Below are 23451 nucleotides of genomic sequence, written 5' to 3'. Positions count from 1 at the left end.
ATTATTGAAGGATGAAGAGGCAATCGCAAACGACCTCGTCCACGTCACAAAGGAACTTGGTTGCCATGTGATCGGCGTGGCAACGACCCACACCGAAGCGACCGTGCTCGCCAGACAAACGTTTCCTGATCTGATCCTCAGCGACATAAAACTCGCGGACGGCAGCTCAGGCCTGGACGCCGTACTCGAGATACGCCGGGTCGGCGAGGTTCCTGTAATCTGCGTCACCGGCTCTCCAGAACGGTTGCGAGGCCGGACCGATCTTTCAACATTTTTTGTCCTTCCAAAGCCGTACCGCGACGATGCCCTCAAGGCTACAATTGCGCTGGTGCTTAGCTGCCGGTCCGATGACTCCGATGATCTGCGCGACACCCGGCTGAAATCTGATTTTTAGCGCTTGCGCCTCAGCCTAAACTGATCAAGGTTAACGCGTTCCAGCCTGATCGCGTTCGCGCGAGCGCAAGCCGACTCCCAAGGGTGCCCCAACAAGGGTGACGTCTATGGCAATCGATCGCGATGCGACATTCCTTGCCGCGGTCGTCAACGGTGCGCTGGATGGCATCGTCTCCATCGATGAGAGCGGCTGCGTGTTGTCGATCAACCCCGCGGCAACCAGGCTTTTTGGCTACACGCCCGAAGAAGTCATCGGCAAGAATGTCAAAATGCTCATGCCGGAGCCGTACAGAAGCCAGCATGACAATTTCGTCCGCGACTATCTGGAGAGCGCCATCGAGAAAATAATAGGCAGCGGGCGGCAGGTCGAAGGACAGCGCAAGGATGGAACGGCTTTTCCCATGGAGCTCGGCATCGCCGCCGTCCGAAACAACGGCGATCGCATTTATGTTGGCTTTGTCCACGATCTGAGCGAGCGTCGATTGTTTGAGGCCCGCATGCAGGAGCTCCAGGCAAATCGCCTGAACCTCATCGAAAATATGACAGTCGGTCTGGCGCACGAACTCAAACAGCCCCTGGCCGCGGCCGCCGCCTACCAGAGTGCCGCGCGCAGAATTCTCGACAAGCAGGATTTCTTCAACAAAAAGGAAGTCTGTCAGGCGCTCGACAACGCGACCGAACAAGTCTTTCGCGCCTCGCAGATAATGGACAACCTCCGCCAGTTCATTTCGCGCGGCGAAACGGAAAAATCCCTCCAGCATTTGAACGAAGTCGTCCGGACCGCGTGCGAATTTACCGACTCGGCTGCGAAGGAATACGACGTCAACACGACCGTGCGCCTCGATGCGGAAAGTGACCTTGTGCAGATCAACGCAATTCAGATTCAGCAAGTCGTCGTCAATCTAAAACGCAACGCCATCGAGGCCATGCATGACTCCGAGAAACGCGAATTGATAGTCTCCACTCAGGTGGTAGAAGGTGACAAAATAAGAACCGACGTAATTGACACAGGACTGGGTTTGCCAGAATTCCTCCGCGAAAAGCTATTCGAACCCTTCGCGAGCACCAAGCCGCATGGCCTGGGCGTCGGTCTTTCAATTTCGCGATCGATTATCAAAGAGCACCGCGGACAATTGACGGCCGTCTCAAATCCCGAGGGCGGCGCCATATTCAGTTTCGTATTGCCGCTGGCTGAGCCTTAATGCTTCAAGCCAGAGCTAATTACGATCGAAACCTTCGCTTGCAGGTTTTTTCATGCGAATTGCCATTTGTGCTGTGATTTTTGCCGTCCTCCCGAACGCTGTTTCGGCTGGCTCGAAGGGGGGCGTAGGACGGCAAGAAAGGGCAGATCATGCGCCAGCATGGAATTATATCCTCAAGCGGCAGCGAGGCGAGCGCGTCGGCGCGAGCGAAGCGACCGTCTGGCCCGATCCGCCCTCGATCTGCTGAATGCATCGCGTTCATTGCTGACCGGCACGTTCCGGATACTTGGCGACGCGTGGGCGAGATGACGACGCCGCACGGGCGTTTGATGCTCACCGCACTAGACGGGCTTACGGAAGGCATGACCCCATGCGCCGCATGGACGATACGCGTAACATGCGCCGCTTCTACCGCCTTGATGTGCAGCGCGATCTATTCGGGCAACGGCGCTTTATCCGCGAAGGGGAACGCATCGGCAGCGCCGGACAGGTGCGAACCATCCCCTTTGACACCGAGCCGAGGCCCTTGCCGCCCTTGCCCGCCAGCGGCGCGAGCGCCGGGGGTATTCCAGCGTGTGACGGAAGGGATCGCCCCTGGCGTCACCTCTTTGAGGCACCGGATTTTATTTTGTTGCCTAGGAAATAAAATTCGGATAGTTTCCTAGTTAACAAAGGATTTTCGTGTTGTCTGACGTTCCCGATCTGACCGCCCATCTCGGCTATTGGCTCCGCCAAGTCTCCAACCACGTCTCCCATGCCTTCGCCCGCAAACTGGCCGCAAAGGACGTGACGGTTGCGGAGTGGGCGTTAATGCGCGTCCTCTACGGCGAGCAGCCAACCTCACCGAGCCGCTTGGCGGAACACATGGGGCTGACGCGTGGCGCCGTCACTAAGTTGGCAGACCGCCTCATCGCTAAGGGGCTGATCGCGAGACAGGCGAATACCAGCGACGGTCGGGCGCAAACGCTCGAATTGACCGCTAAGGGGGAGGGCTTTGTCCCCGAACTTGCCGCCCTTGCCGATCAGAATGAGTCGGAGTGCTTCGCGCATATGCCGGATGACGACCGCAAAGCACTGGAGCGCATTTTGAGAGATGCAGTCGCACGGTTCGGCATCACCGCCATCGCGACCGAATAAGAGCATCTCAATTCCAGAAAGGAAAATAGGATGGATAGTCGCCTGAAAAATATTGCTGAAAAATGCCTGCGCGGAGCGGAGGATAATTCAATGACGTTTCCGCAGATCGTAGGAACACTGATGGAGGAGGATTTTGAAAGCTACGCCATCGACTTCCGGCGCGCTTGTGCCGTCTACTACCGTCCGGATGGCGATAGCATCGAATTGCCGACACATCAGCCTCTTGCACCGGTCGCCTCGACTTTCGACACAGGCGCCGTCCAGAGCGCGATCCGCGAAGCGCAGCAGCTTGTACCCGGATACACCTACGCAGGCTTTTGCGGGAAGGTGATGGCGGCTGGTTGCGCAGGCTACATCGTTTCATTCAGCGGGCGGCGGGCCGTGTACTTTGGCCGGACAGGAGAAACGCACGTCGAACACTTTCCCCAATAGGACTAGGTTCTGCAATAGGGTAGCGAGGCTACATACATGATCGCGGGATCGATTGCGTTTTTCATCCGCAACTTGCCAGCGGCCCTGCTGGTTTCCGCTCTTTTGCTCGGCGCGGCAGGACTGCCACGCAGGAGTGATGTTGCAAGCCGCTTTTTGGGTTGGATTCTGCTCCTGCCTATCGGCGTGACTGGCCTCTGGGCTGGAATCGCGCACATTTTTTATCCGAGCGTCGCTGCCGCTTATATTGGATGGGAGGACAGCCCGCTTCAGTATGAAGTCGGAATGGCCGATCTTGCCATTGGCGTCACGGCCTGCGTGGCCTTCTGGCGCACATGGGACTTCAGGGCGGCGGCTGTCTGTGCTGCCTCGATTTTCCTGCTTGGCGATGCAATAGGGCATGTTCGCCAGATGCTGACCACAGGCAACTTCACGTCTGGAAACGCGGGTGTACCATTCTACATGGACATCATCGCCCCCTTGCTTGCCATTGGCTTACTCATTGCCGCGCGTAGGGCGAGCTCAGTCGGAAGATAGAATGCGATTAGAAAATTCACTTGGAGAGTTCTTAATGCGTATCGCGATTTGCGCTGCGATCCTTGCCAGCGCAGCTTCGGCGGGCTCGAAGGCCGCTGACTACCTCGTCGCCGAAGAAATCGCGGGGGCGTGCGACGGCAAAAAAGGGCAGATCGATCCCGACGCGGTCATGGAGCGTGATCTCACCGGGGACGGCAAGGCGGATCTAATCATTAGCCATGACGGCATCAAATGCCCGGGCGGGGCGCGTAGCGGCTTCTGCGGGATGCAAGTCTGTACAGTCAACATCTATGTGCGGCGGGGGCCGCTCCTGAAGCTGTCGCATGAGAGGCTGGGCGCGCGCGTGCGGGTCAATACCAGCCCCGTTCCCACGATCACCATGTACGCCCATGGCGGAAGTCAGGGCAGTATCCGGTGGAATGGAAGCGCCTTTATCCCGTTCTGTCCGGCGGGCAAGGATCAGGCCGGCACGGCTGAGGGAGGCGAGCAGCGGTTACAGATGCGCCTTGCGCCGGCAAATCTTGTAAATGACGCTCAAGCTAGCCATGCCGGCGTGTCGATGGTGCCCCACAGTCTGGACAGACACCAGACCCGATAGCAATCGCGGAAATCAGCCATTGGCCATCGAGCCGCCCCGCGTCCACAATCCTTACGGCCTTTCCTAGGGACCAAACCGATTTTCTTTCCACACAGCCAAGTTATCGTTTGCCGCGCGGATTGCTCAAGCGAGCAAGAGAAAGTGAGGAAGACCCGATTCTTTGCTGACCCCGTCACGAAGGACCTTCGAAGTGATCGAGGCTGAGTTCGTCCTTGAGCTGCTGATACGGCTGTTTGCAGACCAATCTCGCCTTGATCGTGGCGGCGAGCTTTTGAGGTCCGCATCGGCTGGCAAGTTGGACAGATAGCATTTTTGCTCGCCGGTCGATCGGCGTTCGCCGACGAGCCAGACCTCCTCGTCCGGCATGCGCTGCACGCGATTGTCGCGCATGCGGTTCTTATGCCCATTTGCAACGGGGATACGGCGCGCCGCGAAGAGACGCCGCTTCTGCGGAGACGGCGGGCTGTTCCGGGACGTGTAGAGCGTCTTGGGCGGCCCATACTCCTTGGGGGCGTCTTTCCAGTGCAAGCCATGCTTTATGACATATGACGATCCCGCTGACGACGCGCCGGTTGTCCATTCGCGGCACGCCATGCGACAGCGAAAAAGAAGGGGAAATCCGCGCCATCTGCGCTTCGCTAAGCAAACAAATCACCCGTCAAGCGTGCTTATCCAGAGACCTGAATCACGCCTCAGCCAAAAATAATAGGTCGTGAGCCTAGGCCTCTGTAACGAAATCACGTTGTTAGCAATTCAGCGCACGCTCAATCCGCCCTATTTGATTGAACAAACCAAGCTTCGGTTGGAGCCGACATGCGAGCGTGGAAGATTATCGCGTTCTTTGCCGCTGTTCTGGCCGCACTTGGCGCTTACTGGGTCTGGCCGCGCGAGAGCGCCAAGCTGGCGAGCAGCGTGCCTCCACCAATCACTGTTACCGCCGCCTCAACCACGACCGCGGATGTGCCCATCTTTCTGCGCGGCCTCGGCACGGTCACTGCTTTTAATACGGTCGCCGCGCAAAGCCGCGTGGTTGGCAACATTGTTCGAATCAACTTCAATGAGGGGCAAGAGGTCAGGCAGGGCAACACTCTTGTTGAGATCGACCCTCGCCCTTTTCAGGCCGTGTATGATCAGGCCAAGGCTTCGCTCGCCCGTGATCAGGCGACGCTCTTGAGCGCCCGGCAGGATCTCGCGCGTTACGCCAAATTGCAAAGCGGGAATTACGTCACCCGACAGCAGTTCACTCAGCAGCAATCGACTGTCGCTGCGAGCGAAGCCACGATCCAGCTGGACAATGCGGCGGTCGAGGCGGCCCAGCTCAATCTCGACTATTGTTCCGTGAAGTCGCCGATCGATGGGGTCACCGGCCTCAAGCAGGTGGACATCGGCAATTTGGTGCAGGCGAATAGTCAGACGCTGGTCGTCGTCACTCAGATCAAGCCGATTTACATCGTCTTTACGCTGCCGGAAGCCGAATCGTTGCGCGTGCGAACGTCGATGGCTGGCGGAATGCTGACCGTTCTCGCTTTCGACCAAGCCGACCAACGCGAAATTGCGCGCGGCGTTCTCAAACTCATCGACAATCAGATCGACCAGACGACCGGCACGGTGAAACTCAAGGCGCAGTTCGCCAATGCCGACGGGAGCCTATGGCCGGGCCAATTCGTCAACGCGCATCTCATCGTCGAGACTGTGAAGAATGGAGTCATCGCGCCGAGTATTGCGGTGCAGTCCGGGCCAAACGGCAACTACGCCTATGTTATAAAGCAGGATAGCGTTGTCGAGATGCGGCCGATCACTGTGTTGCAGACGGAACATGACACTGCGCTGATCGGCTCGGGCTTGCGCCCGGCCGAAAAAGTTGTCACCTCCGGCTATTCCCAGCTTGCGCCAGGCATGCGTGTAACGGTGAAGGACGAAGCGCCCGCGTCCGCCACGGATAAGCGTGAGGCGGGCCGATGAACATCTCGACGCTCTTTATCCTGCGTCCCATAGCAACCTTTCTTCTCATGCTCGCCCTTCTTGTGGGGGGCGTCACGGCCTATTTCCTCTTGCCCGTCGCAGCAATGCCGGAAATCGAGTTTCCGACCATTGTCGTCACCGCAAATCTGCCGGGCGCTGACCCAGAGACAATGGCGGCTTCGGTCGCCCAGCCTCTCGAGCGTCAGTTCGCGGCCTTGCCCGGCGTCAATCAGATCTCTTCGACTAGCATTCTCGGTTTTACGCAGGTCACATTGCAGTTCGACCTATCGCGGCAGCTTGATGGAGCGGCGAGCGACGTGCAAGCGGCCATCAGCGCGGCGCAGGGAAATCTACCAAAAAATTTACCGACGCCGCCGACCTATCGCAAGGTCAATCCTGCGGATAGCCCAGTGATCATTCTCGGCCTGACCTCCAAGGCGCTGCCGTTGGAAACCGTCGACCAATATGCTGACCTCAATATCGCGCAGCAAATTGCGACCATGTCGGGTGTGGGCCAGGTGCTGATTTTTGGTCAGCAGACCTTTGCGCCAACGATCAAAGTGAACCCCGCCGCGCTCGCCTGGCGTGGGATCGGTCTCGACGCCGTCGCGAGCGCGGTTTCGAACAACACCGCGCAACTGCCGGTCGGGGCACTGCAGGGAAGCGAGCGTGCGCTTCAAATCGGCACCAACGGGCAGCTGTTCAATCCGAAAGACATAGGCCGCGTCATCGTCGCATATCGAAACGGCGCGCCGGTACGGCTCGATCAAGTCGCGAACGTGGTGGTTGGTCCTCAAGACCCGTTGCAGGCTGGCTGGGTGAAACTCGAGCGGGGTGAGATGATCGGCATATGGCGCCAGCCAGGCGCGAATACCCTAGAACTTGTCGACGCGATTAAGGCTGCCTTGCCGCGGCTCAGGCAGGGCATGCCCGCGAGCATCGAACTTTCCGTCGTCAGCGACCGGTCGGTCTCGATCCGCGAAAGTTTTGCCGACGTGAAGTGGACGCTCGTAGCGGCGGTCGTGCTGGTCATTCTTGTTATTTTCGCATTCCTGAGAAATATCCGCGCAGCAGCGATCCCCAGCGTCACCGTGCCGCTGTCGCTCGTCGGCACATTCGCCGCAATGTATGTTCTCGGTTACACGCTAGACAATCTCTCGCTTATGGGTTTGACGCTGGCAGTCGGCCTCGTCGTCGACGACGCGATCGTCATGGTGGAAAACATCTTCCGCTATCTGGAGCGAGGCCAGGATGCCAAAAGCGCCGCGATCGACGGCGCTCAGGAGATCGGCTTCACCATCGTTTCGATCACGATTTCACTCATCGCCGTTTTTATTCCGATTCTCTTCATGAGCGGCATCGTCGGCCGGTTGTTTCGCGAATTCGGCGTCGTGGTGTCGACAGCTGTCGCGCTTTCCGCTCTAATCGCGCTGACGCTTTCGCCGATGATGGCGTCGCTTCTCCTGCTTAATCCCGAAGAAGCGCGGCATGGGCGGCTCTATGATCTGAGCGAGCGTGCCTTCGACCGTGTCGTCGCCTTTTACACGCGCGGCCTTGACTTCACGCTTCGCCACCAGCCCTCGATCATGACGCTCAACATCGCGCTTATTTTCGCTTCGGGCTGGCTGTTCTATCACCTGCCGAAGGGTTTCTTCCCGCAGGAAGACACTGGAATCGTCTTCGGCGTCACCCAGGCCGACGAGGATATTTCCTTCGACGGCATGGCGCAGCGCCAGCAAAAAGTTGCTGAGATCATCGCGCAAGACCCAGCGGTCGAATCTTTCGGCTCCTTCATTGGCGGCGGCGCCAGTTCCGGAATGAATACCGGGCGCTTCTTCATCCAGCTCAAGCCTTTTACCGAGCGCTTGGCTAATGCCGATGCAATCATTCAACGGCTTCGCGGCAAATTTAGCGAGGTGCCTGGCGTCATGACGTTTCTGCAGTCCATCCAGAACATTCGGATCGGCGCGCGCCTGACTGCGACGCAATATCAATACACGCTTCGAGATATTGATTTGCGGGAGCTCAACGACTGGGCTCCGCGTGTGTTCGCTAAAATGCGCACGCTTCATGGGCTCCTCGATGTCGCGAGCGACCAGCAAACTGGCGGCTCGCGTTTGATGATCAATGTCGACCGCGATGCAGCGGAGCGGTTGGGAGTCCATGTCACCGGTATTCAACAGACACTGTACGACAGTTTCGGCAAGCCGTTTATCGCCCAACTTTACGGATCGACCAACACCTATCGCGTCATTCTTGAAGTTGAGCGGCAGTACCAGACAGGCGCGTCTGCGATTTCCCGGATCTATGTGAACAGCGCCAACGGGAAGCTTATTCCGGTTCAGCAATTCGCGACGCTGCAGCAGATGCCGGCGCCGATTGCGATCAACCATGAAAATCAGGTGCCGGCCGTAACCATCTCCTTCAACTTAGCGAGTGACGTCGCGCTCGGTCAGGCGGTGGCTGAAACTGAAACAGCAATGACGGAGATCGGAGCCCCGTCCTCACTTCAGGGATCGTTCTCGGGAACGGCGCGGGAATTTCAGCGCTCGCTATCGACGCAGCCGCTGCTCATCGCTGCAGCTCTCTTCGTCGTCTATATCGTGCTCGGCGTCCTGTACGAGAGCTTCGCACATCCTGTGACTATTCTGTTGTCGTTGCCATCGGCGGCGGTCGGCGCACTGTTTTTCCTCAACCTATTCGGCTTCGATCTCACCATGATGGCGATCATTGGCCTGTTGATGCTGATCGGCATTGTCAAAAAAAACGCGATCATGATGGTCGATTTCGCGATTGAACGTACCCGGCGCGAAAGCATGTCGCCGCAACAGGCAATTCACGAGGCCGCTATTCTGCGCTTCCGCCCAATCCTTATGACGACGATGGCGGCGATCTTCGTAACGCTGCCGCTAGCGGTAGGTTTCGGCGCCGGCGCGGAGTTACGCCAGCCTTTGGGCATCGGGGTTGTCGGCGGGCTGATCGTCTCTCAGGCCCTCACCATTTTCACGACGCCAGTGACGTATCTATATATGGAGCAAGTTGGTACGTGGCTGTCATCAAAATTCGGGCGGGGCGCATAGGCGTCCTGTCGCCGCAAAGCGGCGTTGCGGTTCCTGCGCCGAGCGATTGGTCAAAACGGCACACCGACGAAGATCAGGATCGATAAGAGCGGCGCCAACACCGCAGCGATCGAGGGCTACAACGCGGAGCACGCGGCCGCTATCGAAATTCGGCGAACGATGTATCTAAACAACATCGTCGAAGAGGACCACCGCGCGATCAAGGGGTGGCGCGGCCAACACTGGGGTTCAAATCTTTCGGTCGGCCGCAGCGACGCTCGCCGGTGTTGAGCTCATCCACATGATCCGAAGGGGTGATGTCACATTAACCGGCGGGTAGGCTTCGGTGGGCCATTCAGGCGGCATGAACCCCTCGCCCGTCAGTTACAAGCGCACCGCTTTCCGCCGCAGATCATCGCCCACGCCGTCTGGCTCTATTTTCGGTTCCCGCTCAGCCTGCGCCTTGTCGAGGAAATGCTACTCGACCGCGGGATTGTTCTCTCGTATGAAGCCATTCGCCGCTGGGCCATGAAGTTCAAAGCCGATCGCACGCCGCCTGCAAGATTGATTGCCAGGACAAAATCAGACGCCCCCCGCTCCGAGTTGGGAAAGCGAGGTATGGACTGATTGTTATCCGACGATCACAAACTGCGAGCAGGGCTCTCAAACGGCTGCTGCGCTTTATGCAGCTCAGAGACGATCCGGACGCAGTTGGTCAATCGTCGTCGTCCTCGAACGTAACCGCGACCGCGGAATTCGCCGAAAGACGCACGCGATCGCCCTCGACGTCGGCGATCAGTCCAATGTCGATGTAGTGATGCCGCGCATTATTCCCGTCCTCTCCACGATCGGTTTTCGACAGCTTAAGGCGACGGTCTTCGATGCGATCCACCGTTCCGACGTGGACGCCGTCGGCTCCGATAACTTCCATGTGTTCCTTCACGCGTGACATATCCATTTGATCCTCCTCGGCGTAGCTCAACGCGCGGTCACACCATCTTGTTTCACGGTGCGTGCGTGTCTTATCTGCGCGGCAATAGCGCTGCGGCTAAGCCATCAACTCCAAACGGGGAAGGTTTTGCGGCCCGCCCAGCCGCGCCGCGATCAAGCGAATTGGCATGCCGACGAGCGACGACACGATCCTGCGCTGTCTTAAGCGACGGGTAGCGAACGCGCCATTTCGACGCCGTGCCAGTCGCGCATCCGAGCGCGCGACCAATCGCCCGGGTAGCGGCGCCCTCGGCCGCCATGAGCACGATTTGCGCCTTCAGACGCGTGCGATGCTCGGTTCTGGTCGAGCGCGCCAAACCCTTGAGCTCGATCCTCATCCGTCAATTCAATCCGCGTCGCTTTCAATTGGCTGCTCATGCAGCCTTGCATCACAGCGATAGTGGTTGCTAGTGCCATCGAATAGCACCCGCAGCGTGACGCTGCCTCACGCTCCGTGGGCGAAGTTGGCGACCGCTTTCCTCCACCTCCGTGACGTAGGTAGCCTCATGGGCTGGGCCTTCGGCAACGACACCACGAGGCCCGCTAGGCGGCGGGAGCCGCTGTCACGGCATCGTCGACTTGAGTTCAATCTTCTCGCCGTCGACAACGAACCTGCCGAAGCCTTGATGGTGGATCGTTTTCGCATCCTTCATTGCTGGGTAGATCCACGCCTTGAGGCCTTCCAGAACGAACAGGCCGTATTTGTTGACAAGGCGGGTATCGACGACCCTGCATTCGATGTTGGCGAAGCACTCGACAATCAGCGGCGCCGAGACCCGTTCGGCTTCCTTCGGCGTCAGGCCGAAGGCCTTGAACTTGTCGACCTCCCGCCCAGAGCAGTTTCCGATGGCGACGACCTTCTCCGCGAGTTCGGCGGCAGGGATCGCGATCACGCATTCCTTGGTCGCGCGCAGCGCCGCGAAGCTGTGGTCTCGGCCACTGACGATGCAGGCGATTAGCGGCGGCTCGAAGTCCACCATCATGTGCCAGGACATGGTCATGATATTCGGCCTGCCCTTGTGCGCCGTGGTGAGAAGGACGACCGGCCCCGGCTCGATGAGCCGGTAGACCTCGGACAGGCGCAAATCCCTCATGGTGAAGCCTTCGCATTTAGATTCCGTGAACGGGCTTTCCAAAGCCTCTATCACGCCCGCATCGTCCGCCCTGCCGGTCACGTTGACACGCCCGGAAACCGAATGCCAGCGAAGGAAGTCCTCGCGCGCCGGCTTCAGCAGTTCCGCGCCGCCCTCCATTGAGAGCTAGCGCTCGGTGTCTTGGAGCGGGACGGGCATACGACTGTCGTCGCGGCACAAGCACCAGGCGTGCTTTCTCTTAAGCAACGCCCCGACCGTGGAGGTAGTGGCGCGGCGTTTTGCATTCTTCGCAGAAGGCCTTTCGATTACTGCGTGGTGGCCTTCGCGCCGCCTTCGCGCAAGTATGGTTCCGCGTGATAATGTTGGTGCACGCGAGTTTCCCACTCCCGATCCATCCAGCTCTCGTCGGAGTAACCCGGCGAGCTCTCGACTAGCTCCTGACTCGCGTCCGTCACATATCCGCGACGGCCTTTGTCGACTTTCAGCGCGTTCCACGGCATCGGATGGTGTCCCGGATGCAGGCACACAAAGCCGCAGAAGTCGACGACCGCATAGAGGAGCCGGCCCGAAGCCATATCAATCATAAGATGGTCGATTTGACCGATTTCTTTGCCGCACGGGTCAAAAACGGCCGCGTTATCGATATGCTCGCTCGAGATCAGGTTCACTTTAAAGCGTCCGGCCGGACTGGTCGGTGAGGCGCTTTGGCGGAGAAGGGACATCGTGCCCGCTTAGCGTTATGAATGCCGCGAAAGCGAGCACGAGCGATCGGAAATTAATCAAATAAACCATCGATTTACAATCGGCAGCCTTTTGACTGGCTGTTGTTTCGGATATTTGGACCTGATTAAGGATTGCGCCCGAGGCTGGCGCCCACAGTTTAGCGGGGAAGCAATTGTGATGGCGCCAGCAGCGAGATCAAGACGCACCAAATTGCCAGCAAGTAGTTTTGCAAATTTGATAAGGGGCGGCAAGAAGCGATTGGCGCGTCTCTTTTTTGCAGACGTCGAAAAGACGCCGTCGACCGGTCCCTTGAGCGTGAAGTCCGATGAAACGAGCGCCCGGCTTCGCGCTGCTATGGATGAACTGCCAGAAGGAATCGTGCTGCTCGACCCAGATGGCCGCTACATTCACTGGAACAGGGCTTATGCCGAGATCTATCAGCGCAGTGCAGACCTATTCGAAGTAGGCGTCCGCATGGTTGACACTTTACGAGTCGGCGTCGCACGTGGGGATTATCCCGACGCGCTCGGTCGCGAGGAGGCGTGGATCGAGGAGCGAATGAAGATTCTCGCAAATCCTGGCAAGCGCCACGAGCAGCGCCTCGCCAACGGCCGTTGGATCTTGATCGACGAGCGTCGACTTGCCGACGGATGTTCGATAGGGATGCGCGTTGACGTAACAGAGATGAAAAACCGCGAGGCTTCGTTCCGGCTGCTCTTCGAAAGCAATCCAATTCCGATGTTTGTCTTCGAAAAAACTTCGCATGCGATCATGGCCGTCAATGACGCCGCGGCAGCTCATTACGGCTATGACCGGGGGCGGCTCCTGCGCATGAGCTTCGACCACCTTGTCGATGAATCCTACCGTTCGGATATTGATGCGGTAGCGGACGGAAATCGACGAATCGCCCTCGCCGTTCATGTTTGCGCGGATCACACGCAGATCGACGTCACGACTTATTCGCAGGATTTCACTTTCGAGGGATGTGCAGCAACCCTAGTTGCAGTTGTCGATACCACCGAACGCAACAAGACCGAGGCGCGCATCGCCTTTCTAGCGCGCCACGATGTACTTACCGGCCTTGCAAATCGCGCCTATTTTAAAGAGCAACTGAACGAACAGCTGGCGCACGCCGCGCGGGGCGCTTGCAGCCTTGCCATTCTGCTTGTCGATCTCGACTCTTTCAAGAAAGTCAATGATACCCTCGGGCATTCGGTTGGGGACCTATTATTGCAAGAAGCCGCCAAGCGGCTTGTGGAAGCAAGTAGTGCGGGTGACCTAGTCGCCCGACTTGGTGGCGACGAGTTTGTCATCCTTCATCGGGCCGCAGATGACCCCAACGAGATACCAGACCTCGCTACCCGCGTTCTCGAAGCGCTATCACAGCCTTTCGAGATCGAGGGACAAACCATGTTAATCGGCGCAAGCGTCGGGATCTCCGTCGCAACGAATGAAATTCGCTGCCCAGAGACCTTGATGCGTCAGGCCGATTTGGCGCTGTACGCCTCCAAAGGCAAAGGCCGAAGAATGTTTTCGTTTTTCGAGCCGGAATTAGATATCGTGTCCCGAGCGCGCGCAAAACTGGAGGCGGAACTTCGTCTAGCGCTCGCGAATGACGAATTGGAGGTTCATTATCAGCCGATCGTCGATTTGCGAACGGGCCGTCTCAAATGCATGGAGGCGTTAGTCCGCTGGATGCATCCATCGCGCGGCCTGGTCATGCCGGGCGAGTTTATTCAGTTCGCTGAGGAAATTGGATTGATCGGCGCAATTGGCGAGGTCGCGTTAAACAGGGCTTGCCGCGACGCAGTTAACTGGCCCGATGACGTCAAGGTCGCGGTCAATTTCTCGCCAATGCAATTTCGCTGCGCGAATATCCTTGCGCTTGTGATGCAGGCGCTGCAACGCTCCAGTCTGCCGGCGACGCGACTTGACGTTGAAATTACCGAGACGCTTCTGATGGAAAACTCCGAGGCCACGCTTGCGACACTCGACGCCCTCCGACGTCTCGGTGTCGGCATAGCTCTCGATGACTTTGGCACGGGATACTCGTCGCTGTATTACTTGCAGAGCTTCCCCTTCAGCAAAATTAAGATCGACCGTCGCTTTGTGCACGCCATTGACACGCGAACCACATCACAAGCGATTGTGCGGGCGGTCGTCGCGATGGGCGCCAGCCTTGGCATTGAGGTCATCGCGGAAGGGATCGAGCGGCGCGAAGATCTAGACTATCTGATTGACGCGGGTTGCCATCATGGTCAAGGCTTTTACTTCGCGCCAGGCCGCCCAGCGCATGAATGTCTAGGCCTTAACAGCGTTGAGAACGAAGAGACAGCAGCGTAGCCTCCTATGCAGGGCGTTTCTCGAAGGTCTGGCATCAACGTCGTAGTGTTTCATCTATTGTTTTTGGGTGGCGTAACGCCCCCGCGCCGGTTTGCCGGTTCTCTCGTGTCAACCGGCACGGTCGCTCTTTGGCCGCCCCCTTTCGCGCGGACTGCGGGGCTCACGCCGGAGAGCCTTTCGAGATTTCCATGCAGAGCCTGTCTTTGGACCAAAGAAACGCATCACCATTTGGTGCTCCCACTTGACCCGGTTAGCCTGTGGTTAACCAAAGGCGGCGCCGCTGCCAAGGGGGTAATCGGCGAGAACTCCCAGCAGGTAGCTGCGAATATTGGGTGCGATCGGGAGGCGGCCGCGTCGCATCGACCATCACGATTCAGCAGCCAGCTGCAACGCCCTCGGCGCACTCAAAGGTCCCGGTCTCATCGTCGAGCCGCGACGCGCCCCCCAAAGCGGGCGCGCCGATGGTTCGTGCGCGCGGTCATGTCTTCGGCCTTTCGTAGCGCAACTTTCGCCCGCGGGCCCTGATGTTGTCCGCTGGTCTCTTGCCCCGATCACATTAGCGCGCTCTTCGGGGCAGACATCGCCGCGGGATTTGAGATCAATTCGCTTGCCTTCGCATCAGTTCTTTGTCGCCCTCTACTCCGTTGCGTGGGCTTATCGCTAGCCCAACCGCGGATTACCTTCGTTTACGCCAGCCTTTGCGCCTCCGCAGCATAACTCGCCCCGCTGCGCAGGATTGCAAAAAGGATGCGCGCCAGTTTGTTGGCGAGGGCCACCGCGACGAGCTTGAAAGGCTTGGTCTCCATGAGCTTTTTGGCCGCGGGCCTTCAAAGCTTGAGGCGTCTTGGACGCTTGCCGCTATCGGTTGGGCCGTGATCGGGCCGACGCCTGGGATGCTCATCAGGCGCCGCGCAGTCGCGTCGGCTTTCGCCTTTTTCATCAACGCCCGGTCAATTGTGTCGATGGCCTCATCAAGCGTGCGTAGCTGAACAGCCAAAGGGGTCAACGCCTCGCAGACGCAGGGCGGTATCGTCTCTTCGCGGGCTTCAATCAGCCTGGCTAGTTCCCGGGCAGCCTTATGCCCCTCTGCGCCGTGATCACGCCGATCTCGGCCAGATGTTTGCGCAGGGCGTTGATGAGTTGCGTGCGCTGACCCACAAGCATCTCGCGCGCCTTGTGATGCATCAGCACTGCCTGGTTATCCTCCGTGCGCACCCCAACAAAACGCATCGAAGGCCGCGCCACCGCCTCACAGATCGCCGCCGCGTCCGCCGCGTCGTTCTTCTGCCGGCGCACAAAGGGCTTCACATAGGCTGGCGGCATCAGCCGCGCATCATGGCCGAGCGCGGTCAGCTGGCGCGCCCAATAATGCGCTGAACCGCAAGCTTCCATGCCGACGAGACAGGGCGGAAGAGATTGGAAAAATGCCAAAAGCTGCCCTCGTCTCGCAGCGCGCGCGAGGATTACCTCTCCGGAAGCGTCGACGGCGTGGACTTGAAACACATGCTTGGCTAAATCGAGCCCAACGGTCGTGACACAAGATAAATCGATGCTAGGTTTGGCCATGGACGGCGCTCCTTGCAGATGGATTGCTTGACAACAACCATCTTGGCACAGCTCTCTCAGAGCTGAATGCCGGTGCGGCGCCGTCCACGCCATCACATTAACTCGTTCAAGGCGTAGCGAAGCTTATCGGTCTCGATTTCAGCGGGGTAACGCCACGGGCCTCCACTCCGCGATCGCCCTGAGGCGATGCAGATGGATGGCAATGGCGGAGTAGCGAGAGGGACGGGCTGGAACGAACAGGTTGCGGAGCGCGGAGAAGACTTCGACGAAATGCTGCAACCGCCGCCACGATCTGAACACCTGCATGGCTCTCTCGCGTTTTCGTAACGGGACATGGGAGTTCTCCGCGCGGTTGTTCAAGCCCTTGTGCGATCGATGCTCAACGCCCGGCATGATCTTCCGCCGAGCTGCGGCATAGGAGCCGAGCTTGGCAGTGACCATGCGCCGGGGGCGGCATCCCTGCTTATGGAGAGGCGCTTCAGCAATCGCCGGGCGGCCTTAGCGTTGCGGCGAACTTGGACGATTTCGTCGAGCACGTAGCCGTCCTGGTCGACGGCCCGCCAGAGATAGCGCGTCTCGCCGTTGATAAAGGTGACGACCTCGTCGAGATGCCAGACGTCGCGCCAGCCGGGCATCTTGCGCTACAGGCGGCGGGCGTAATCCAGTCCGAATTTCATGGCCCAGCGGCGAATGGTTTCATACGAGAGAACAATCCCGCGGTCGAGTAGCATTTCCTCGACAAGGCGCAGGCTGAGCGGGAACCAAAAATAGAGCCAGACGGCGTGGGCGATGATCTGCGGCGGAAAGCGGTGCGCTTGTAACTGACGGGCGAGCGGTTCATGCCGCCTGAATGGCCCACCGAAGCCTACCCGCCGGTTAATGTGACATCACCTTTTCATCAATGTTGTCGGGAACGAATAAGCGATATTCGTGTTGGTGAAGCATTCGACTTCGGCGCCACGCGCCCGACCCCGGCTACAGAAGCGACCTTCCAACTGCGCAATTGAAGTTCTTTTGCCCTCGGCGCCATGATTTGGAGATGGTCCAACAGAGGCGCTTCTACTGTAAGTCAGCCTCGAAAGGGCCGACTGAAATCTTGATTGATGGAGGAGATCCGAATGTCAAATCACTTCACTGGACTAAGTCTTGGGCCGCCGCTCGGCGATCAACGACTCGACCTCTGCGATCTGTATGCATTCCAGTCGCCCGTCGACAAAAACAGGACAGTGATCATCCTCAATGCAAATCCAACTGCCGACGCACTTCACCCCGACGCAATCTACCGCCTCAACATCGACAACGACGGTGATTATCTGACGGACATCGCATTCAGCTATGTATTCTCGGTTCCGCAGAACGGCAGACAGACTGTCAATGTCTTCGTGGCGACAGGCTCGGAGGCCCGCTCGGTCGACGCGCTGGGCACCAAGATAATTGCTGAGGCCGAGGTCTCCTTTGGCCCCGTGCCGAATATCATCACGTCGGACCATTACACATTTTTTGCTGGCAGTCGCAGCGACGCCTTCTTTTTCGACTTCGACGGAATAAAGAATCTCTTCGACACGAGGGGAAAGCGAAACTTCACCGAACCTCATCTCGGCGGAAGATCTCCATGGACCGGCGTGGATTCCAACACAGAAGCCAACGTGTTCTCGATCGTGATCGAGCTGCCAACGAGCGAACTCGCTCCCAAACCCGAAATACATATGTGGGGACGGTGCAGCGTAAGACGCGACGGAAAATTTATCCACGTTGATCGCGCAGGCCATCCGAGCGTCAGCAGCTTCTTCAATACCGATGACACAAAGGAAGCGTACAACGCGAGCGAACCCGTGAGCGACCGGGAGCGATGGCTCGAGCAGTTCGTGCATCTGCTGGGGCATACCGGCAGTTACACGCGCGAGGAAGCAATTGCCGCGATTGACAAGGAGCGCACGCTTCCTGATGTGCTAAGTTTCGATCCGTCGAAGCCCGCAAAATATCCGAACGGGCGGCTCTTCACTGACGACGTGATCGATTACCGCATCGCGTTCCTTACAAAAAGTCAATGCCCGCCTACCGGGCTCAAGCCTCACACCGACATTCTGGACGAGTTCCCTTACATGGGGACGCCTCATTCGAAGAGCGGCGGCGCCTGAAGCCAGCGCGGGCGATGCCTCACAGCGAGAAGTGGCGCTGGCTTTCGGTAGAATCCGCGGCAGGTTTAGAGTCCAACGCAAGGCGGTCCTTGTCGAAGGACCGCTAGTGCCAAGGTTTTCGGATGCCGACTTTACGGACGCCTGCCATCCCTTGGCGGCGGGGCCGGCGTCTGAAAACCTCCAAAGAAGGAAACCGCGGGTCGGGAAGGGCGCCGTTGCCGCTGCGAGCTATAGGGAATTTCCAGGGTCTGTTTGCGAGGCGTAGGAACCGCTTCAGCCGATTTCGAAGGATTGAGCATAGCTCCGGGGAGTTCTCGGTTGGCAAGGGAATCGTATTTTTCGCGGTCAGTTCTCCTTCGAAATCCCCGGACCGGATGTCTCCTCCCTCGCGCTTCGGTTGTTTTCACTAACAATTTGATTTTTCTGCGTGGTGGCGGAGGTCCGCTACCTCCATTACCCCCCAAGGGAAGGTGCTGAATTTCCGTTGAGATTTAAAGGCGAGGTTGCGCGCCGCCCGATAAGGACACGGGAACCGCACCGGCTTTGATTTCAAGCGGGAACCCCTCTTTCTTCAACCCGCTTTCGTCTCATCGGCGCTGACGCCGGACAAGGGCGTGCGCCAGGCGGTAGCGACCTCGATCAGGGACGGCCGGCCGGCCTTGAGAGCGCGCGTGAAGGCGGCGGCGAAGGCGTCGTCGGTCTCGACCCGCGCCGCCTCAAGCCCGTAGCCCGCGGCGATGGCGACAAAGTCGATGCCCGGCACATCGAGGCCGGGCACGCGCTCCGCCTCCAGCACGCCAGCGAACCACCGCAGGGCGCCGTAGACGCCGTTACGCATAATCACGAACACCACCGGCACGTCGTGCTGCGCCGCCGTCCACAAGGCGGTGACGCTGTAATTGGCTGAGCCGTCGCCGACGACCGCGATCACCTGCCGGTCCGGCTCGGCGAGCTGGACGCCCACGGCGGCCGGCATGGCGAAGCCGAGTCCTCCCGCCGCCCCGAAGTAATAGCTCCCTGGCCGCTCCCAGCGCATGCGCTCCCACATGGCCTCGATGGTGGAGGTGGATTCATTGACATAGATGGCGTCGCGCGGGGCGAGCTCGTCGATGAGGTCGAGAACGCGCTCGGCGGTGAGAGGGGCGGCGCACGGCGCGGCGCGCGGGGGCGCTTCCCGCGGCGGCGGGGCCGCCCGCGCCGCCTCGCTCACCACGTCGGCAAGCGCCGCGAGGATGAGACCCACGTCGCCGACGACCGCGTCGCCCATCGGAGCGCGTGCGGCCTCGTCGGGATCGCAGGTGATCTGGATCAGTTCGGCCCCGGGCGGCAGCAGGGGGCCGGGTTCGTATTGGTGATAGCGGAACACCGGCGCGCCCGCGACCACCACCAGATCGTGGCCCTCCAGCAGCCGGGAAACGGAGGCCATGCCGGCGGGCAGAAGGCCGCGGAAGCACGGATGGGTGGTGGGGAACGGGCAGCGCGGCGCTGAAGGGGCGACCCACACCGGCGCCTTCAGCCGCTCGGCGAGGCGCACCGCGTGCGCGTTCGCCCGCGCCGCGTCGACGTCCGGCCCGAGGACGATGACTGGCTTGACGCTGCGATCGAGACGTTGGGCGAGCGCGGCCGTCGCGGCGGCGCCGAGAGCGCCAGCGGAAATGACGGTGCGCTCCAGCAGGCGCAGTGATTCCGGTTCGGCGGGCTTGGCCCAGTCGTCATAGGGAATGGAGAGGTAGACCGGCCCGGGCGCAGGCAGGGCGGCCATGTGCAAGGCGCGGCTCATGGCGAGCGGCACATCCTCGGCGCGCGCCGGCTCATGGGACCACTTCACCAGCGGCTTCGGCAGCGTGGTGGCGTCGATGTTGGTCAGCAGGGGCTCTATGCCGATCATGGCGCGGATCTGCTGGCCGGCGGTCACCACCAGCGGCGAATGGGCGTTCCAGGCGTTGGCGAAGCCGCCCATGGCGTTGCCTGTGCCCGCCGCGGAGTGGAGGTTGACAAGCGCGGTGCGCCCCGTGGCCTGGGCGTAGCCGTCGGCGATCCCGATGGCCGCCCCCTCATGCAGGGCGAGGATATAGCGAAAGTCGGAAGGGAAATCCTGAAGGAAGGGTAGCTCGTTCGAGCCGGGATTGCCGAAGATGGTGGTAACGCCGTGACGGCGGAGCAAATCGTAGGTCAGGTCGCGGATGGTCGTCATGATGCGCCTTCAGAATGGCCACGGCGATCGCCGATGCGGCGGCTCTTACACGGGCGCCGTCTGCGACGGCGTTCACCCGCTACGTTCTTATTCTCCGTCGCGCGACACGGCGCCATGAATGGCGCGGCAATGTTCGACGATATTTGGCTGCGAAACCACAAACCGCTTGAGCGGCGTGTCAATGTCGTAAAAATAAATGTTGGCGATAAATCCATAGATGGCCGCGTCGATGCTGGTTGGCCTCAATCCGTGCACATAGCCTTCGGCTGGAATCAAACTCGCGAGCGCTCCGAGGTCGGCAAGCCCGCGCGCATAGGCCATCTCAGGCGGATAGCGGCCGATACCCTGGTAGTAATAGCGCTGAAAATTGAATTCACGCGCCTTGAGAAGGTCTTCGGGTTGGAGGCTTGTATGCTCCCGGAGTAACGCATCGCGAAACGCTGGCCAGTAGCGCTCGTCTTGCCATCGCGAATACGACATGACCCAATAGAGGTCGTCGAGCATGCGCGTGACGAGCAGGTCCTGGCAACGCTGACTTGTGGTCAGCGCACGATCGATGGTCAGCTCATGTTTCTGGACAAGATGATCGATGATCGCCTCACTGTCGCCGAACGTTTCTCCATCCTCGACAATATAGGGGAGCTGGCCTCGCGGCGCTGAGGACGCGTCAAAGACATGCTCGTGACGAAAGGACACGCCGGCAAGCCGCAAAAAGGCGTAAACCTTCAAACCATAGCCGTTGTTGTCCGCGACGCCGTAGAGGCGAGGGTAGGAATAAAGCGTGATCATGACGTGTTCCGCACAAAAACGCTATAATCTCACGAAAGACACGGAACGGGCGGTTGCTTCTCCCATTCTCATAAGCCGCCGCCGCCATGCCTGTTCGCGTAATCGATACCCATCTGCACTTGGTTCATGGCGCGCTGGATGATTTGCATTGCGCGCTCGCGGTGTCCACCCTTGTTTGGCGTTGCAGCCTCTAAAGACGCCATCGCGTCCTGAAGCGAGGCGAGCGCGCGCTCCATATTACCTTGATAGGCGTTTGCAGGCGTGGATCGCAGTGCAAGAGTTGCCGGTAATGCAGCGGCGGCCAGCGTTAGCACCTGGCGGCGGGAGGCGGCGTCTTTGATCATGTTCGCTCCGTATTGAATACGTGAATGGCTGTCGCACGCTACGACGTTTGAATTTTGTCAGCAATCCCTCGCTGGTGCACCGGTGCGCCTTCATAGGCCATGCACAGGATTTGCGGCGCGTCGGCAGCAACGGCGCTTCTATCGTGGGGTTCATCGCGGTGCGCTGGGGGCTGCGCGTCTCAACTCGAGATAAGTGTCCTGCCCGTAATGCAGGGCGTTGCGCGAATAATAGGGCGGGACCTGCATGTCGAACTGCGCGTGCCCGTGGCTCACGTCGCTGCGCATGAGGTCGGTGCGGCTGGCGATATCGAGGACAAACCATTCGCCCGGCTTCAGAGCCACAGGCTGCGGCGTCAAGCTGAAACGGAGTCTCACAGGCACGCCCGGCGTAAGCGGCTCGGGCGCGTCGATGTCGATAGCGATCTCAGTGGCGGTGGAGCGCGCCTCGTCGATCCTGCGGCAGGCGGGGCGGATCGCGCCCATGGACAGGAGCTGGTAGGAGCCATCGGTCGAGCGGCGGCCCGTGCGGGCCACCACGTAAGAATCGATCTCGTTGGAACTGAAGGAGAGGCTCAAGGTCACGGGGCCGCTGAGCTCCATCTCCTCCTCTACGGCCATCTCGAAGGTGAGGCGCTGGTTAGCGACCTCGTCAAAGCCGGCGCATACTATGGCGCCGAGGGGCACCGCCGCCCATCGATTCATTCCGTCTTCGCCCTGCTCGCTGGTGAGCCGATGAGTCACGGAGTCGGCGCCGCTGGAGGCCAAATAGAGCCGAAGCGGCGTGCTCCCTGGAAGCGGCCAATCTGCCGCGGACCCGTAGGCGCCCGCGCCTTCAATCCAATATCGCACCCGCGCCTGCGCGGCATAGCCGTTGTCGGCTCCGTAAAGGAGATGATCGAAGAAGGCGAGCGCTTCCAACTGCCAATGGTAGACCGGCAGATCGAAACTCGCAGGGCCGATGATCAGCCATCTTTGATCGCGCGGCGTCCCTGCATTCTCGAACAGGTCGTAGGCGCCGAACTGGTGCAGGTTTAGGTAGCCGGGATTCTGCACCACGACAAAGGGAACCTCGATATCGGCGAGAGCGCCGCTCGGGCCCTGCGGCATCGAGGCGGTGGCGCGCGTCTTGCCGTCGAGCATGAGTTCAGCAAATAACTCACGCGTCGGCCGCGTCGGGACCTGTCGCTGGAAGGCCTTCATGATCCGCGTCATCCGCTTCTTCACCTGCGGCCACCACAGGCGCTTTAAAGGCGAATTGGTGATGTGGCTCGCCAGCGCGCGAACGAGCGGCGGCACGCGTAGCGCGAACTGGAACGGCGTAAAGTTCGCGCCCATCCACAGCGCAAAGAAATCCGGCTGCGGCGCGCCGCCGAACATGGCGATGTGGCGGAAGAAGTCCGTGCACATCTCATTGGCGAAGAAGCCCTTCAGCGCAGGCGGACGAAGTCGGGCGACCTGAGGCTGGGTCAGCCCGTAATAGGATGTGCCGAAGAGTACGACCTGGCCATCGCACCAGGGCTGCGCCGCGGCCCATTGGATCACCTTGGCGTGGTCGGCCACGTCGGTGTCGTTGAGATAGACGGCGTCCTTGCCGCCGGACCGTCCCATGCCGCGCCGGGTGACGATGACATGAACATAACCTCGGTCAGTGAAGACAGGCGGGCTGCCCGTCTCATTGTTGCCCGCAGGCACGCCGGCTGCCTGCAACTCTTTCGAATAGGCGGCGAACGAGACGATGGCCGGATAGCGGCCCGCGACCTTCGGCACATAGACGTCCGCAGCAAGCGCTATTGCTGGGGCGACCTCGATCATCTGGTCCGGCAGAATGCGGCAGCCGAGCCTCGACTTCGCGGGCGGCCCGGGCTTCCAACCTGCGAGCTGGTCCCCGAAGAGGCCGCCCTTCAGCGGGATGAGATTGTCCCAGAAGCTATGTTTGCCTTCCCTGGCTTTCAT

19 protein-coding genes and 6 pseudogenes are annotated in these 23451 nt (G+C 59.7%); 13 read left to right on the top strand and 12 right to left on the bottom strand.

The genetic code is table 11. The features are described from left to right. The first annotated feature begins 4 nt into the window (after nucleotides 1-4). The 7 genes from MMG94_RS21045 to MMG94_RS21015 all read left to right on the top strand — a co-directional run bounded on the left by MMG94_RS21045 (nucleotide 5) and on the right by MMG94_RS21015 (nucleotide 4296). Nucleotides 5-394, top strand: a complete 390-nt coding sequence (locus tag MMG94_RS21045) for a response regulator (RefSeq protein WP_016920691.1) — start codon at nucleotides 5-7, stop codon at nucleotides 392-394. Between the two features lie 106 nt (nucleotides 395-500). Further along, the gene (locus MMG94_RS21040; RefSeq protein WP_016920692.1) at nucleotides 501-1595 is read left to right on the top strand and encodes a two-component system sensor histidine kinase NtrB; all 1095 of its coding nucleotides are present in this window, start codon (nucleotides 501-503) and stop codon (nucleotides 1593-1595) included. 370 nt (nucleotides 1596-1965) lie between these two features. Beyond that, nucleotides 1966-2241, top strand: coding sequence for a WGR domain-containing protein (locus MMG94_RS21035; protein WP_244415414.1), 276 nt, complete (start codon nucleotides 1966-1968; stop codon nucleotides 2239-2241). A gap of 38 nt (nucleotides 2242-2279) precedes the next feature. After that, entirely contained in the window at nucleotides 2280-2732 is a 453-nt protein-coding gene (locus MMG94_RS21030; RefSeq protein ID WP_016920693.1) for a MarR family winged helix-turn-helix transcriptional regulator, read from the top strand. A 30-nt stretch (nucleotides 2733-2762) separates the two neighbouring features. Then, on the top strand, nucleotides 2763-3164 hold the full coding sequence (locus MMG94_RS21025) for a DUF1398 domain-containing protein (RefSeq protein WP_026016367.1): 402 nt from the start codon (nucleotides 2763-2765) through the stop codon (nucleotides 3162-3164). A gap of 36 nt (nucleotides 3165-3200) precedes the next feature. After that, entirely contained in the window at nucleotides 3201-3698 is a 498-nt protein-coding gene (locus MMG94_RS21020; protein WP_016920695.1) for a DUF6790 family protein, read from the top strand. A gap of 34 nt (nucleotides 3699-3732) precedes the next feature. Next, on the top strand, nucleotides 3733-4296 hold the full coding sequence (locus MMG94_RS21015) for a hypothetical protein (RefSeq protein WP_016920696.1): 564 nt from the start codon (nucleotides 3733-3735) through the stop codon (nucleotides 4294-4296). A gap of 175 nt (nucleotides 4297-4471) precedes the next feature. Here MMG94_RS21015 and MMG94_RS22235 read toward each other — a convergent pair. Both MMG94_RS22235 and MMG94_RS21010 read right to left on the bottom strand, forming a co-directional pair. Then, nucleotides 4472-4731, bottom strand: a pseudogene (locus tag MMG94_RS22235) (IS701 family transposase); the annotation flags it as partial. Nucleotides 4732-4773: 42 nt separating this feature from the next. Next, a pseudogene (locus tag MMG94_RS21010) lies at nucleotides 4774-4924 on the bottom strand (transposase); the annotation flags it as partial. A 185-nt stretch (nucleotides 4925-5109) separates the two neighbouring features. Here MMG94_RS21010 and MMG94_RS21005 point away from each other — a divergent pair. The 4 genes and pseudogenes from MMG94_RS21005 to MMG94_RS20990 all read left to right on the top strand — a co-directional run. Further along, nucleotides 5110-6258 carry an efflux RND transporter periplasmic adaptor subunit gene (locus MMG94_RS21005; protein WP_016920697.1) on the top strand — a complete coding sequence of 383 codons (1149 nt, stop codon included), beginning with the start codon at nucleotides 5110-5112 and terminating at the stop codon, nucleotides 6256-6258. Beyond that, complete coding sequence (locus tag MMG94_RS21000; RefSeq protein WP_016920698.1) at nucleotides 6255-9338, top strand: efflux RND transporter permease subunit; 3084 nt, start codon at nucleotides 6255-6257, stop codon at nucleotides 9336-9338. The genes MMG94_RS21005 and MMG94_RS21000 overlap by 4 nt, the downstream gene beginning before the upstream one ends. A gap of 18 nt (nucleotides 9339-9356) precedes the next feature. Then, nucleotides 9357-9633 (top strand): annotated as a pseudogene (locus MMG94_RS20995) (DDE-type integrase/transposase/recombinase); the annotation flags it as partial. Nucleotides 9634-9728: 95 nt separating this feature from the next. Beyond that, a pseudogene (locus MMG94_RS20990) lies at nucleotides 9729-9860 on the top strand (IS6 family transposase); the annotation flags it as partial. Nucleotides 9861-10032: 172 nt separating this feature from the next. On the opposite strand, the gene MMG94_RS20985 reads toward MMG94_RS20990, so the two are convergent. The 4 genes from MMG94_RS20985 to MMG94_RS20975 all read right to left on the bottom strand — a co-directional run bounded on the left by MMG94_RS20985 (nucleotide 10033) and on the right by MMG94_RS20975 (nucleotide 12123). Beyond that, on the bottom strand, nucleotides 10033-10275 hold the full coding sequence (locus tag MMG94_RS20985) for a DUF2171 domain-containing protein (RefSeq protein WP_026016369.1): 243 nt from the start codon (nucleotides 10273-10275) through the stop codon (nucleotides 10033-10035). A gap of 64 nt (nucleotides 10276-10339) precedes the next feature. Next, on the bottom strand, nucleotides 10340-10567 hold the full coding sequence (locus MMG94_RS22230) for a hypothetical protein (RefSeq protein WP_425272291.1): 228 nt from the start codon (nucleotides 10565-10567) through the stop codon (nucleotides 10340-10342). Nucleotides 10568-10870: 303 nt separating this feature from the next. Beyond that, the gene (locus MMG94_RS20980; RefSeq protein WP_026016370.1) at nucleotides 10871-11401 is read right to left on the bottom strand and encodes a flavin reductase family protein; all 531 of its coding nucleotides are present in this window, start codon (nucleotides 11399-11401) and stop codon (nucleotides 10871-10873) included. A gap of 305 nt (nucleotides 11402-11706) precedes the next feature. Beyond that, nucleotides 11707-12123: a PRC-barrel domain-containing protein gene (locus tag MMG94_RS20975; protein ID WP_051001134.1), complete on the bottom strand. Its 417-nt coding sequence runs from the start codon at nucleotides 12121-12123 to the stop codon at nucleotides 11707-11709. 178 nt (nucleotides 12124-12301) lie between these two features. On the opposite strand from MMG94_RS20975, the gene MMG94_RS20970 reads away from it, so the two are divergent. Continuing rightward, nucleotides 12302-14467, top strand: a complete 2166-nt coding sequence (locus MMG94_RS20970; protein WP_081495677.1) for a putative bifunctional diguanylate cyclase/phosphodiesterase — start codon at nucleotides 12302-12304, stop codon at nucleotides 14465-14467. Between the two features lie 686 nt (nucleotides 14468-15153). Here MMG94_RS20970 and MMG94_RS20965 read toward each other — a convergent pair. Both MMG94_RS20965 and MMG94_RS20960 read right to left on the bottom strand, forming a co-directional pair. After that, a pseudogene (locus MMG94_RS20965) lies at nucleotides 15154-16033 on the bottom strand (IS110 family RNA-guided transposase). Nucleotides 16034-16171: 138 nt separating this feature from the next. Further along, a pseudogene (locus MMG94_RS20960) lies at nucleotides 16172-16827 on the bottom strand (IS6 family transposase). 324 nt (nucleotides 16828-17151) lie between these two features. Here MMG94_RS20960 and MMG94_RS20955 point away from each other — a divergent pair. Further along, complete coding sequence (locus tag MMG94_RS20955; RefSeq protein ID WP_026016372.1) at nucleotides 17152-18171, top strand: DUF4331 family protein; 1020 nt, start codon at nucleotides 17152-17154, stop codon at nucleotides 18169-18171. 571 nt (nucleotides 18172-18742) lie between these two features. On the opposite strand, the gene mdlC is transcribed toward MMG94_RS20955, so the two are convergent. From mdlC to MMG94_RS20935, 4 genes are all read right to left on the bottom strand, one after another. Then, nucleotides 18743-20365, bottom strand: coding sequence for a benzoylformate decarboxylase (gene mdlC / locus MMG94_RS20950; RefSeq protein ID WP_016920710.1), 1623 nt, complete (start codon nucleotides 20363-20365; stop codon nucleotides 18743-18745). A gap of 87 nt (nucleotides 20366-20452) precedes the next feature. After that, the gene (locus tag MMG94_RS20945; RefSeq protein WP_016920711.1) at nucleotides 20453-21154 is read right to left on the bottom strand and encodes a glutathione S-transferase family protein; all 702 of its coding nucleotides are present in this window, start codon (nucleotides 21152-21154) and stop codon (nucleotides 20453-20455) included. 68 nt (nucleotides 21155-21222) lie between these two features. Beyond that, complete coding sequence (locus MMG94_RS20940) at nucleotides 21223-21498, bottom strand: hypothetical protein (RefSeq protein ID WP_016920712.1); 276 nt, start codon at nucleotides 21496-21498, stop codon at nucleotides 21223-21225. Between the two features lie 150 nt (nucleotides 21499-21648). Next, entirely contained in the window at nucleotides 21649-23451 is a 1803-nt protein-coding gene (locus MMG94_RS20935) for a CocE/NonD family hydrolase (protein ID WP_016920713.1), read from the bottom strand.

This window comes from Methylocystis parvus OBBP, from assembly GCF_027571405.1.
GTDB classification, from domain to species: Bacteria; Pseudomonadota; Alphaproteobacteria; order Rhizobiales; family Beijerinckiaceae; genus Methylocystis; species Methylocystis parva.
This window is presented reverse-complemented; position numbering and strand designations above follow the sequence as displayed.